Annotated in this window: 11 protein-coding genes; 2 read left to right on the top strand and 9 right to left on the bottom strand. The window is 66.4% G+C overall.

Annotated features, from left to right (window positions below; genetic code table 11):
• Position 1: 1 nt before the first annotated feature.
• On the top strand, positions 2 to 757 hold the full coding sequence (locus G7044_RS08570; protein WP_166328480.1) for an ABC transporter ATP-binding protein: 756 nt from the start codon (positions 2 to 4) through the stop codon (positions 755 to 757).
• Positions 754 to 1,257, top strand: a complete 504-nt coding sequence (locus G7044_RS08565; RefSeq protein ID WP_166328005.1) for a GAF domain-containing protein — start codon at positions 754 to 756, stop codon at positions 1,255 to 1,257. The genes G7044_RS08570 and G7044_RS08565 overlap by 4 nt, the downstream gene beginning before the upstream one ends.
• Positions 1,258 to 1,353: 96 nt before the next feature.
• Here the strand turns inward: G7044_RS08565 and G7044_RS08560 are convergent, their stop codons facing one another.
• The 9 genes from G7044_RS08560 to G7044_RS08520 form a co-directional block, all read right to left on the bottom strand.
• Positions 1,354 to 2,415: a Gfo/Idh/MocA family protein gene (locus tag G7044_RS08560; protein ID WP_166328004.1), complete on the bottom strand. Its 1,062-nt coding sequence runs from the start codon at positions 2,413 to 2,415 to the stop codon at positions 1,354 to 1,356.
• Positions 2,415 to 3,200 (bottom strand): ThuA domain-containing protein, encoded by a 786-nt coding sequence (locus G7044_RS08555; protein WP_166328003.1) that lies wholly within the window; start codon positions 3,198 to 3,200, stop codon positions 2,415 to 2,417. Before G7044_RS08555 ends, G7044_RS08560 begins: the two co-directional genes overlap by 1 nt.
• A 124-nt stretch (positions 3,201 to 3,324) precedes the next feature.
• On the bottom strand, positions 3,325 to 4,749 hold the full coding sequence (locus tag G7044_RS08550; protein WP_166328002.1) for an AMP-binding protein: 1,425 nt from the start codon (positions 4,747 to 4,749) through the stop codon (positions 3,325 to 3,327).
• Entirely contained in the window at positions 4,746 to 5,588 is an 843-nt protein-coding gene (locus G7044_RS08545) for a hypothetical protein (RefSeq protein WP_166328001.1), read from the bottom strand. Before G7044_RS08545 ends, G7044_RS08550 begins: the two co-directional genes overlap by 4 nt.
• 1 nt (position 5,589) lies before the next feature.
• Positions 5,590 to 6,912, bottom strand: coding sequence for a hypothetical protein (locus G7044_RS08540; protein WP_166328000.1), 1,323 nt, complete (start codon positions 6,910 to 6,912; stop codon positions 5,590 to 5,592).
• The gene (locus tag G7044_RS08535; RefSeq protein WP_166327999.1) at positions 6,909 to 8,009 is read right to left on the bottom strand and encodes a DUF3419 family protein; all 1,101 of its coding nucleotides are present in this window, start codon (positions 8,007 to 8,009) and stop codon (positions 6,909 to 6,911) included. The genes G7044_RS08540 and G7044_RS08535 overlap by 4 nt, the downstream gene beginning before the upstream one ends.
• Complete coding sequence (locus tag G7044_RS08530) at positions 8,002 to 10,431, bottom strand: PEP/pyruvate-binding domain-containing protein (protein ID WP_166327998.1); 2,430 nt, start codon at positions 10,429 to 10,431, stop codon at positions 8,002 to 8,004. The genes G7044_RS08535 and G7044_RS08530 overlap by 8 nt, the downstream gene beginning before the upstream one ends.
• Positions 10,428 to 11,336 (bottom strand): UbiA family prenyltransferase, encoded by a 909-nt coding sequence (locus tag G7044_RS08525; RefSeq protein ID WP_166327997.1) that lies wholly within the window; start codon positions 11,334 to 11,336, stop codon positions 10,428 to 10,430. The genes G7044_RS08530 and G7044_RS08525 overlap by 4 nt, the downstream gene beginning before the upstream one ends.
• Positions 11,333 to 12,598: a hydroxymethylglutaryl-CoA reductase gene (locus G7044_RS08520; protein ID WP_166327996.1), complete on the bottom strand. Its 1,266-nt coding sequence runs from the start codon at positions 12,596 to 12,598 to the stop codon at positions 11,333 to 11,335. Before G7044_RS08520 ends, G7044_RS08525 begins: the two co-directional genes overlap by 4 nt.
• Positions 12,599 to 12,635: the final 37 nt, after the last annotated feature.

Genomic DNA, 12,635 nt, shown 5'->3' with positions numbered 1-12,635 from the left:
CGTGACCGCGATTTCCCTGCAAAATCTTGACGTATCCTATGGCACGACCAAAGTCGTCCAGGGCGTCAATATCGAGGTTGCCGAGGGCGAAAGCTTTGCGCTGGTGGGCGAGAGCGGCTCTGGCAAGTCGACGATCCTGCGTGCGATTGCCGGGCTGGCACCGGATTGGACCGGGGCGATTTCGGTCCTGGGCGCCGCGCGCGGCCATCAGGTCGACCGCGATTTCGCCACCCGTTGCCAGATGGTGTTCCAGGACCCCTACGGTTCGCTTCACCCGCGCAAAACCGTCGATGCCGTGCTGTCCGAGCCGCTGCTGGTCCACGGGTTTGGCAATCGTAGCGCGCGGGTGGCCGAGATGCTGGCCGCCGTCGGGCTTGACCAGCGGTTCCGGTTCCGCTTTCCGCACCAGCTTTCTGGCGGACAGCGCCAGCGTGTGGCCATTGCCCGCGCGCTGATGCTGGAACCCAAGGTGATGCTGCTGGATGAACCGACCTCGGCGCTGGATGTGTCGGTGCAGGCAGAGATCCTGAACCTGCTGAAAAAGCTGCGCCGCCAGCAGGGGCTGACCTATCTGATGGTCACCCATAACCTGCCGGTGGTCAGTTTCATGTGCGACCGGATGGCGATCATGCAGAAGGGCCGGGTGGTCGAAATCGCGCCTGCAACCGCGCTGCATGATGGCAGCTTCACCGACCCTTACAGCCAATCCCTTTACGCCGCCTCGGGCGGTAACCCCGACCGCAAGGACCAGCCATGACCGACGCACAGCACGCCCTGCACCAATTCGAACGCAGCCTGTCGGCCGCCACGACCGAAGCGCAGGCTTTCGACGCGCTTTGTGTCCTGACCAAGGATGTGGTGGGCGCCAAGCTGTTTACCGTGATGACGGCGGATATGCAGGCCATGCTGGCGCGGCGCGCCTATACCGACGATCCGGTGAACTATCCGACCTCGGGCACCAAGCCGATCGAGATCGACCGCTGGTTCGAACAGGTCCATGGTCGCCATGAAAGCTTCGTCGCCAATACGCTGGCCGAGATCGCCACGGTTTTTCCCGATGCGGAATTGATCGGGCGGCTTGGCTGCGGTTCGGTGGTAAACCTGCCGATCATCCTGGGCGGCACCATGGTCGCGACCGTCAATATCCTGCACGAGGAGGGCTATTACACGCCTGAACGGGTTGCGCAGGTCCATGACATTCTGACCCTGCCGGCGATGGCGGTGATGGCCATCGCGCGCCAGTTTGCCTCTGTTTGAATAAGCCGCGAGTGCCGCCATTTCGCGCCGCCTTGGATGTTGCGCGGGGCAGATCCGCAAGCCTTTCGAACACCACGCATGCCGATGCGGGGCAATTCAGCCGATAACCGACAGGCTGCGGCCGCCCTCGCGGTCTGATTCCTCGGCCCGGTCCAGCAGGTTTTGCAGCGCAGCGCCACGGGCGAAATCGGGCTCGGCCGGGCCTTCGCCGCGAATGGCGGCGATGAAGCGCGCATAGATGGGGATCACCGGCGGGGTCTCGACCTCGTGCCATTCGGCGGTTTGCAGATCGGGTGCCAGGCAGGCGCGCAAACGGCTTTGGCCGGCTTCGAACCCGACCTCTAACCCGCCCAGATCGCCATAGATCCGCAGCCGCAGGTCGTTCAGATGGCCGCTGGCAAAGCGGGTGGCGGCGACAGTGCCAATCGCGCCGTTGGTCAGCCGGATCTGCATGGTGGCGGAATCGTTGGCGTCCAGCACATATTCCCCGATCCGCCCGCCCGGTGCCTTGTCGAAGGTCGCCAGCCTGCAAGAGACCTCGGCCGCGTCCTGCCCGGCGATAAAGGTCGCGAAATCGAGGATATGGATGCCGACATCGCCCAGCACACCTTTGGAACCATGCGCGGTCGACAGCCGCCAGAGCCATTGGCTTTCGCTGCGCCATTCACCCCAGGCGGGCTGGGTCAGCCAGCTTTGCAGATAAGAGGCCTCGAAATGCCGGACGGTGCCGATGGCCCCGTCGCGCACCATGGCGGCGGCTTTTTGCAGCGCCGGGATGTTGCGATAGCTGAGATGAACCATGTTCACCACGCCCGCCGCCTGCGCGGCTTCGGCCATGTCGCGGGCATCGGGCGCATTGGTGGCCAGCGGCTTTTCGCAAAGCACATGCTTGCCCGCCGCCAGCAGCGGCATCGTCGTCGAATGATGGGCGGCGTCGGGGGTCACGTTGGTGACGGCATCGAACTGCCCCCAATCAAGGGCCTCGTCCACCGAGGCAAAGCCGTTCGGGATGCCGAAATCGCCGCGGAAGGCGTCAAGCTGGGCCGAGCGGGTATCGACGCCGCCGACGATTTCGACGCCGGGGATCTGGCCGAAACCTTCGGCGTGGTTGCGCGCCATGCCGCCGGTGCCGAGGATCAGAAGCCGGACCTTCTTCATCAGCGGTAACCCTCCTCGCCGTCGTGATGCAGGCGCGGGCCGCGTTCCTCGATCGGCTCCAGTGCTTCGGTCACGGGGACGTTCGGGGCGGCGCCCGGATCGGCGATGCGGGCCGCCGGGTTAAAGGCCCATTTCGCGGCATTCTTCAGCACCGTCTGGACATTGGCGTCGTGATAGGTCGGATAGGTTTCGTGGCCGGGGCGGAAATAGAAGACATTGCCCGCTCCGCGCTTGTAGGTGAGGCCGGAACGGAAGACCTCGCCGCCCGAGAACCAGCTGATGAAGACGGTTTCCAGCGGTTCGGGCACGCCGAAGGGCTCGCCATACATTTCCTCGTTTTCCAGCTCGAAATGGTCGGGCAGGCCGGCGGCGATGGGGTGGCTGACCGAGGTCAGCCACAGCCGTTCACGCTCGCCCGCCTCGCGCCAGGTCAGGTTGCAGGCTGTGCCCATCAACCTCTTGAACGGCTTGGAAAAATGCGCCGAATGCAGGAAGACCATGCCCATGCCTGACCAGACCGCTTCGCAGACACGTTCGACCACGGCGTCATCGACATCGCCATGCGCGGCATGCCCCCACCAGAACAACACATCGGTCTGGGCAAGCCGTTCGGCTGTCAGCCCGTGTTCGGGTTCCTGAAGCGTTGCGGTGGTGGCGGCAAAGGCCGGATCGGCGTTCAGGACGGCGGCGATGGTGCCATGGATGCCCAGAGGATAGTTGTCGGCGACGACCTTGTTTTCCTGTTCGTGGATATTCTCGTTCCAGACGGTGACGCGGATGGGCATGGGCGTTCCTTTCGCGCAGGGCGGACAACAGAAATGACCTTTCCGGACCGAGGCGCGGTCGGGTGATCGGGCCGATAGTGGCGGGCCGCGTGGCCAAGTTCCAGAGCAGATTTTCGGCGGCGGTTCAGCGCCCGTTAAGCATCTCGCGCAGAGCCTGCAGGTCGATCTTCGATGCGTGCCGGCGATCCATTGGCAGCCGGTCGAAATGCCGTATATCGCCGATGCCTATCCCGCTGGCCGCATCTCGCCATTGCGGCAGCCGGTCCCGTTGACCGGAAAGCGCCAGCACCGGCGTGCCGCCGTGGTCCAGCAGCGCGGCCTGAGTGACACCGGGCCATTGCCGGGCCGCGGTCTCGATCTGAAAGGGGAAGCGCGGCGCGCCCGCGATTGTCACCTGCGACCCGATCCTGCCAAGCAGCCACAGCCGTCCCTGATCGTCCAGCCGCCCGGCATCGCCGGTGCGGTGCCAGATGGTGTCGCCCTCTCGCAGCTTGTTGCCGGCGTCGTGGGTGGGGTCCAGATAGCCCGGATTGACATGAGCACCGGCGACCTGGATTTCGTGGTCGCGGATGCGCAGTTGCAGGTTGGGGACCGGGCGGCCGACCAGCAGGCCTTGCCCCTGCGACATGGCGGCATGATCGGCGGTAGTGATCTCGGCCGCGTCCAGATGGGCGATGGGTTCAGCCTCGGTCGAGCCGTAGACGCAGGTGATCCGGGGGCCGTCCGGGCGTTGAAGGCGGGCCAGCAGGTCGGGAAAGACCGGGCCGCCGCCGGTGAAGATCTGGTGCAGACCGCCGGACAGCCCGGCCTCGGCCAGCCTTTCGCACAGCGCGGGCGGGATCAGTGCGCGGGTGACGCGCTGGCGAACCATCCAGTCGCGCAGGGCGTGCGGGGGCAGGGTGGCCAGACGCGACATTTTCCAGTTCGGCAGGATCGAGGTCTGGCCGGCGGCGATATTGATCAGGGTGAAAACAGGAAAGGCGACCAGATCACGCTCGGCCCTTTCGCTGCGCAGCAGGGGCGCGATGGCGTCGTACTGCGCCATCAGAAAGCCGTGGCTGCGGGGGATCGCCTTGGGCTGGCCGGTGCTGCCCGAGGTGAAGGAGATCAGCGCGATGTCGCCCGGCGATGCCGGCCCATGGCTGATGGCGGCGGAGCCGGGCCGGGATGCGAGGGTCGGCACGCGCCACAGCTCGGACAGCAGCAGGCCAAGCGCGCGGTACCAGCCGCCGGTGCAGAAGGCCTTGGGCCGGGTGACACGGGCGGCGTGGCGCAGCCCGGCCAGCCCCATCGCGGGTTCCGGCAGCACCGCCACCGCGCCCAATGCCCAGAGCGCCGCGAGGCTGGCATAAAGATCGGCATCGACCGCGCGCGCGATCAGCACCCGGTGGCCGGGTCCGATGCCCTGATCCCGCCAGCGCGCCGCAAAGCTATCGGCACGGGCCTTCAATTCGGCGAAGCTGGTCTCGTGGCCGCGCCCGTCGACGATGGCGATCCGGTCGGGAAAGCGGGCGGCGGCCCGGGCAAAATGATCCAGCAGGCCGGTCATGCCAGTCGCAGGCCGAACAGGGTATAGCGCCGGAAGACCTGCGCCCCCTCGACCGCGCTGCGCAGCGCCGAGAGGTTGTCTTCATGGATCAGCGCGTGAATCGCTGTGTCGTAACCCAGCGCTCTTGCGGCGCTGTGAAAAGCATGGGCCAGATGCCGGCCCGCGCCGGGCATCAGGCTGGCATAGGTTTTCAGGATCACGGTCTTCGTCTGCGGCCCCTCGGCATAGTTGGGGATACCGAACAGGAAGCCCATAAGCCGACCCTTTGGCGTGGTGGCGAAGAAGATCAGCTCTCGCTTCATCAGCGGGACCACGGGCATATACATCGCAAGGAAGGCCTGCCGAGAGATCGGCTTGTAGAAGGCATTGCGGCTGAAGGCCTCGACCGACAGGTCGAAGACCTGCCCGAACAGCGCTTCGGGATCGGCGCCCGACCATGGGGTGATGGTGAAGCCTTCCGGCGCGGGTGGCGGGTTATCGGCGGTCTGGTTCAGCGCCACCCGGGCCGAGAAATAGCGGCCGATGGGCTGAAAGCCCGCCTCGGTGAACAGTGCAGGCTCATGCGGTTTGTTGGTGGGTTCCAGCAGGAAGGGCGGGCTGTCGTCGCTTTCGGTGATGAAGCGATAGCTGTGCCATGTGTCGCCCTCCATCGGGCCGATCAGCTGGCGGATGCCAAGCGCGCGCGCCTGCGTCAGCGCCTGTGCCAGCACAACGCGACCGCCGGCGGCGTCCTTGCTGGAGAAATTGCCCAAAGTGGCCGCTGGCGCGCCCTGCCAGTCGGGGCCGTCGGGATAAAGGGTGACGCGCGCGCCTTCGGCCCGGATGATGATCGGGTCCATGTCAGCCTCCGGCTTTGGCAATGGCGTAGAGATAGGCGCTCAGCGGCAGGATCAGCGCCAGCATCGACAGTTTCGCCATCCGGCGGTCGCGGAAAAGCTGGGGCCACAGGCTGGGAACAAATGCGCACAGCGCGAGACTGGCCAGCACCACGCCCCTCAGCGGGCCGGACCAGTTTGCGGCGGGCGGATTTGCCGCCATCGCCCACAGGCGCAGCAGGCACAACACTGCGATAATCGCGGCCAGCCCAGCCACGCGCGCCCAGACCGGCTGCGGTGTCAGCGCCAGCGCTGCCAGCCCGGTCGCCAGCCCCATCATCGCGATGCCGTAGAAGGACACCGCATTCCAGCCCAAAGCCTGCCCGAGCACCAGCGAGCCGAAACTGATCAGCGCCACCGCCGCCACCACGTCCAGATCGGGGAAGCGGGCGGTGCCGGGGTTGGTGCTGCGCGCCCAGGCATGGATGAACAGCACCAGCAGCGGGATCACTGCATTGTGGAAAGCCGTGGCCGCGACCAGCAGGAACAGCGCGATCACATAGACCCGTGCGCTGTGCCGCGTCAGCCCAAGTCGACCGGCGACTGTCAGGAAGGCGATCACCGACAGCGCAAACCCCGCCGCCAGCACTGCCAGCGACAGCGGGTCTTTGTGGCCATGGGTGAACAGAAAGATCAGCAGCCCGACCGGCAGGAACAGGTTGTCGAAACCCTGCCAGCTGGTCGCCTCGACCATGGTGCCAAAGCCCGCGACCATGGCTGACAGCAGCAGCATGTTCACCGGCGGCAGGGGCGTCATCAGCATCAGGCAGACCAGCGAGATCAGGAAGCTGAGCGTGAAGAAGACCACGCTGCCCTCGATGCTTTTGCGGCCATCCTCGACGACAAAGAACTTGCGGCCATAGCTGCTGCCCGCCAGCGCCGCGGCCGCATCGGCCAGTGTCAGGATGGCGATGGGCAGGACGTAAAGCCAGGGCTGTTCGCCCGACAGGAACAGGCACATGCCGACCGCGATGGCCAGCATGAGATCGCCGTAGGACTGGCGTTCGACCCCGTGCAGCGTCGCGCCGATGCCGGCGGTCGCCAGTTTTGGCAGCCGCAGCACCAGCATCACCACCAGCGTCACCGCGACCAGCAGATAGACCGGCCAGCGGTCGGGAAACAGCCAGGGCAGCGTCAGTGCATAAAGGCCGGTGCCGATATGGACCAGCTTGCGCTGCATCTCGGGGCCGATGTCATGGGCGGCGGCGATGCGGCGCACCAGTGCCATCAGCGCCAGCAGCACCACGACAGAGCCGAGCGCGATGGCGATCTGCAGGGGCGCGCTCACCCCCGGACCTCCTCGACGACGAAATCGGAATAGAAGAAGGCCTTGTCCTGTGCCTTCAACCGATCCTCGATCTCGTGCAGGGTCCGCACCCGATGGGCGTATTCGGGCGGCACCCGGCGCGGCGCCATCATGTTCCAATAGACCAGCCGAGCGCCGGGCGCCGAAGCGTTCAGGATGCTGCCATAAACCTGCGTGAAAACCTGCGGCGGCATGTATTCGAAAATGTCCGAGAGGTTATAGCCGTCCGCACGCTCTCCGGTTGAAACGAAGGCCTCCAGCGAACCGGGCCGGATCTCGATCCGGTCCAGCCGGTCGCGGATGGTCTGATAATGCTCGGCCCGCCACGTCATTGGCAGGGCATCGCCATGGGTGCCCTTCAGGATCCAGTGCAGATAGGGGTTTTGGGCCGGATCCAGATCGACGCCGGCATGACGGATGCGGCGGGCGACATGCTGGGCGGGGCTGCCGTCGACATGATCGAAAAACGCCTTGTCGCGGCCCATCCGGCCCATCACGAAGCGCGAGAAGAACAGTTTGACCAGCAGCCGCCAGCGCCAGTTGTTGAAGCGTCGGTCAAGGAACGCCTCGCGTTCCGGGCGGGGGCGTGAGACAAAGGTGTCTTCGATGGTGCGGCGCGAATGGACCAGCGGCAGCAGCCGTGTGCGGAAGATGCGGAAATAACGCTCGAACTTGCCGATACCGCCGGCGCCGTGGGCTGCGACCTCATCCGACAGGGCGGCCCAGAAGGCGCGGGTCTCGGGGTCGAGATCGGCGGTTGCGCGCGCCAGAAGCGCCTTGCGGCGCTGACTGGGGCGGGCGCCCATCAGTTCCAGAAACTTGGCGTGATCCAGCGCCCGAAAGGCGCCGATGCGCAGATGCAGGCAGGCGATCTGGGCTGGCGACAGGTCGACCACGACGACGCGGGCGGGGTCCAGCACCAGCATCGCCAGTGCATTGTCCCCGGCGGAGCAGATCGACACCAGCGTGCCGCCCCGACAATCGCCAAGCGCTTCGGTCAGCACATCGGCATCTTCCCAAAGCTGGGCATAGCGGATGTGGTCGAACTTCGCCCGCGCCTCAATATCGGATCTAGGCATCAACCCGCTCCACCTTGCCGGTCGCGCCGTCGACGGTGATGTGCTCGCCATCGGTGATCCAGTCGGTCGCGCCTTTCAGCCCGACGACGCAGGGGATGCCGAGTTCCCGCGCGACGATGGCCGAATGCGACAGCAGCGATCCGCGTTCGACGACGATGGCTGAGGCGTTGGAAAACACCGCGATCCAGCCCGGATCGGTGTGCCGCGCGACCAGAATATCGCCGGGGGCAAGAGTTTCGCGGCGCGGGTCGCGGATGATGCGCGCCTTGGCGGTCGCTTGCCCGGCCGAGCAGCCGGTGCCGGTCTGGACCCGCGCCTCGCTGGTGGGTGAGGCGGTCCCCGACCAGACGGGCGCGATGGCGGGGCCGCGCATCTCGATCCGTTCGGGCGGGTCGGGACGCCGGGCCGAGGCCGCGTCTTCGGCCTTGCGCATCGCCGCGATGGCGCGAAGGTCGGAAGACAAGCCAAAACCTTCAATGGCGCCCAGCACCTCGGGCGTGGTCAGCCAGAAGATGTCGCGCGGATCGTCCAGCAGGCCGCGGGCGTGGAATTCGCGGCCTAGCGCCAGAAACACCCGCCTAGCATAGCCAAAAATGCGGGTCCGTTCGAAGCGCAGGTTTTCGCGGTCGCGGACGCGGGCTTTGGTCCAGTTGGTCAACCCGCGCGCCACCCGGCGGCGCAGCGGGTTATTCGGGAACAGCGCCGGCCAGTCAGGATCGGCGGCCGCGTGACGGGCGCGAGGGACTTGTGCGGCGCTGGCGGCGATTGCGGCCAGCAGCGAGGCGGGCTCCTGCATCAGCGGGATGCTTTCCAGCTTCAGCTCTTCGGTGCAGCGGTCGCCGAATTTTTGCAGATAGGCCTCCAACTCGGCGGCGATCCGGGGGTGGCCATCCAGCGCCTGCGCCCCCTCAGCAGCTAAGGCCTCGGTCAGTCCGGCGTCGCGCACCATCGCGCCCATTTCGGCAATACGCCGCGCCGGCTCGGCCGAGATGATGTCACCTTGGCCGATCATCACGTCATTATGCAGCACCAGCCCTTGCGGCCCCAGCCATTTTTCCAGCAGCTTGCGCGATGCCCCGAACCCGATCATGCACAGGAAGTCATTGACCAGTGGGGCGTCCCAGCGGTCCAGCAGATCGCCCTCGATCCGGCGATACTGGGCGGCAAGTGCGGTCGGACCGGCAGTTTCAAGGTCCAGATCGCTGCCAAGCGCTGCATTCAGCCGGGTGTAAAATCGCGCCCGAGTGCGCGGCAGACGTAGCGCCTGCCAGATCAGCCCAGCCCCGACCCGCGCCACCCGCAGATATTCCAGCGCCCGCGCAAGACCCTTGGCGGGCGGCGGCCCGATACTGGCCGTCAGCGCCTGCGGCAGAGGTTCCGACAGGCCCATCATGGTTTCCATATAACCCCGGTTCAGCGCAAACCCCGGCAGCAGCGCCAGCGCCCGATACCAGTTGCCGAGGTTGTAATAGACCCGCCCGTCGACCCGTCCCAGCATGTTGGCGAAGATGTCGGCATGGCCCGCAACGGTGGCCGCAGGCACGCCCAGCAGGTCCACGAAGGCGCGATAAACCCGGTCATAGACATGCATGGCAAAGCTGTAGGTCAGCGGGCTGACCATGCCGGGATAGCTTTCGACGATATTAGAATTGTCGAAGATCGTCAGGTGGTCGTCGGGGGCGGGCAGGGGGCGCAGGGGGGTGGTGATCGGTCGGCTTTGCAGGATGTGCAGACCGTCCGCGTCGATTGCCCATTCGATGTCTTGCGGCGCGCCGAATGTCGCCTCGGCTCGGCGGGCGAGGTCGGCAATCGCCGCCGCTTGCTTGGGTGTCAGCACGGTTGGCACGTCGGGGGCAGTTGGGGTGGCGCCGATGACCCAGCTTTCGCCATCGACCTCGCCCGCGACCAGCTTTTCGCCCAGACCCGCGACGGCCGAGATCACCACCTCGCCCCGCAGGCCCGAAACCGGATTGGCCGAAAATGCCACCCCCGCCGCCTGCGCGTCGATCATGCGCTGAACGATGATGGCGGGCGCCTCGGCCGCGCCGCCCGCGTGGCGGTCGCGATAGGTCTGGACGCTGTCGGCAAAGCCCGAGGCCCAGACCTGCGCGGCGGCGGCGATCACCTCAGGGGCGGCGACATTCAGGCAGGTGTCGAACTGGCCGGCATGGCTGTATTCGGCGCCATCCTCGGCCCGCGCGGAGCTGCGCACGGCATAAGGGCCGGGGCCGAGCGCTGCCAATGCTGGGGCGAGCGCTTGCGCAAGGGCGGGGTCGGGTGCGCCTTTGGAAAAGGCCGCTGGCCGGATCACGAAGAAATCGGGCGGCGCGAAGCCGGCAGCGGCCAGCCGGTGCAGGCTGGCGGCCTTGCCGCCGACCAGGGCGGCATCGCTGGCCGCGTTCTGTGGGATGATGAAGCTCATGTCAGTGCCCGGGCAAGGAAGGGGGCGAAGCCTGCCGTGGCATAGCACAGAAACACCCACAGCCCCGCCAGCATATCGACCCGGCTTTGCGCCGCCGGACTGGGTGCGACGGCATAGCGCCGCGCGGCCCATGCACAGGCGGCAAGGCCCGTCATCGCGACGAGGGCGCTAATCCCCGGTGCCCCGGTGCGCGCACCGACGCCCAGCAGCAACAGCGCCGACAGTGCGACCGCAAGCACCCAGATCGCCGCCGCGCGGGCGGGGCCCCACAGGCGGGAATAGCTGTCGACGCCCTCGATTTCATGTTCCGCTGCCCACAGCTTTCGGCCGATCTCCAGCACGCAGCCATTGACGAAGGACAGCGCCAGAAACAGCCACAGCCCGGACGGCGCGCGCCCGTGCGGCATCCATTCCAGCGCGGTCAGCAGCAGGTCGATCAGCGGCATGATCGCCATATGGCTGAGCAGATACAGCACCGGCCGCGCCTTCAGCCATGTGGGTACGCCGAATTCCAGCGTCATTGCCGCCAGCCACACCCAGACCAGCACCAGCATCCACAAAACCGGCGGATGCCACAGCCCCGCCGCCAGTGCCGTCAGCGCCATGCTGGCCACGCCGAGCGTCAGGATCAGCCGCAAGGACACCAGCCCGCGCGGGATTGGTCGGTCGGGGCGATAGAGGCGGTCGTCCTCCAGATCCTTCCATTCGTCGCAGGCGCGCATCTGGAAGAACAGTGTCATGGCGATCACGAAACCGGCCAGAAAGGCGGTCCAATGCGGCAGCGCGCGCCCCGCCATCTGGGCCGAGGCAGAGATGCTGGCGGCGGAGAAAACCCCCAGCAGCGGCGCGGTCTTGGCCAGCGGGAAACGCTCTGCCTGATAGGTCCAAAGGGCGCCAAGGTTCATCTGTGGCGTGCCAGGTTTTCATGGGCGCGGGTGAAATCCCCCGCCGCAATGGCCGCGACGATGGAGATTTCGCCGCACAGGCAGGTGGCGGCGGCGACCTCGGCCAGGGCGGCGGCCTTACCCGCGCCCTTCAGGCCAAGGATGTTCAGCCCGGCGCTTTGGCTGGGCAGGCCGGTGCCGCCGCCGACCGAACCGACAAGGATATTGGGCATCGTCACGCTGACGAACAGATCCTCGCCCCTTGGCTCCATCCGGGTGATGCCGACCGCGCTTTCGGCCACGCAGGCTGCATCCTGCCCGGTCGCCAGATACAGCGCCGCAAGCCCGTTGGCGAAATGTGCCTGCGCGCCGATCTGACCCGACAGATGCGCGCCCAGATTGGCGACACGGCCATAATCCAGCATCGCCTGAACGCTGGTTCCCAGGTGCTTTTCCACCACCGAACCCGGCAGCGTGACCGAGGCGCTGATCTTGCGGCCCCGCCCGGTGATCATGCCAAGGAAAGAGGCCTTCTTGTCGCCCGAGAAATTGCCTTCGATATACCAGGCGCGGACCTTGACCGGGCAATCGGCAAGGATCGCCTCGCACAGCGCATTGGTGGCGATGGTGACCATGTTTTGCCCAGCCGCGTCGCCGGTGGAATAGCGGCAGATCAGGAAAACCACGTCATTGTCGATGATCGGTTCCAGCGCGGTCAGCTTGCCGTGGCGGGTGGTCGCCTCGGCGGCGCGCTTCAATTCCTCGATATGGCAGACCACCCATTCGACGAAGCGGCCTGCATCGAACAGCCCGCCGAAGACGAAGGCCGGGCTGCGGATCACGCCTTCATACAGCAGCGCGGTGCTGATGCCGCCGGCCTTGGTGGCGACGTAAGCCCCCCGCGCATAAGAGGCCACCAGCGCGGCCTCGGTCGTGGCCATGGGCACATGGAAATCGCCCTTGGCGTTCAGCCCGTTCACCCGCATCGGGCCGATGATGCCGACCGGCAGTTTCACGGTGCCGATGAAGTTTTCGATATTGGCCGAATAAACCTCGGGTGCGGCCATGGTGTCGGGATCGGCCAGAACCGCTTGATCGGCCGCCGAGGCCGTGCCCGTCAGCCGCGCCCAATACCGCGCGACAGAGGCGGCACTGGCCTGGCGGACCGGGCGCAGGGTGGTGAATTCCTCGTCGCTGGGCAACATGCGCTGTTCCAGCGGTTCGCTCTGAAAGCGTGCGCGGACGCGGCGCAGCATTTCCTGGACATGCGAGGGAATGGTCATTTGGCGGTTTCGTAACTCGGCGGACTGGTGATAGCAC

Source organism: Paracoccus xiamenensis, from assembly GCF_011308835.1.
Classification (GTDB): Bacteria; Pseudomonadota; Alphaproteobacteria; order Rhodobacterales; family Rhodobacteraceae; genus Paracoccus; species Paracoccus xiamenensis.
The sequence above is the reverse complement of the archived record's forward strand: the minus strand, read 5'-3'. Positions and strand labels throughout refer to the sequence as shown.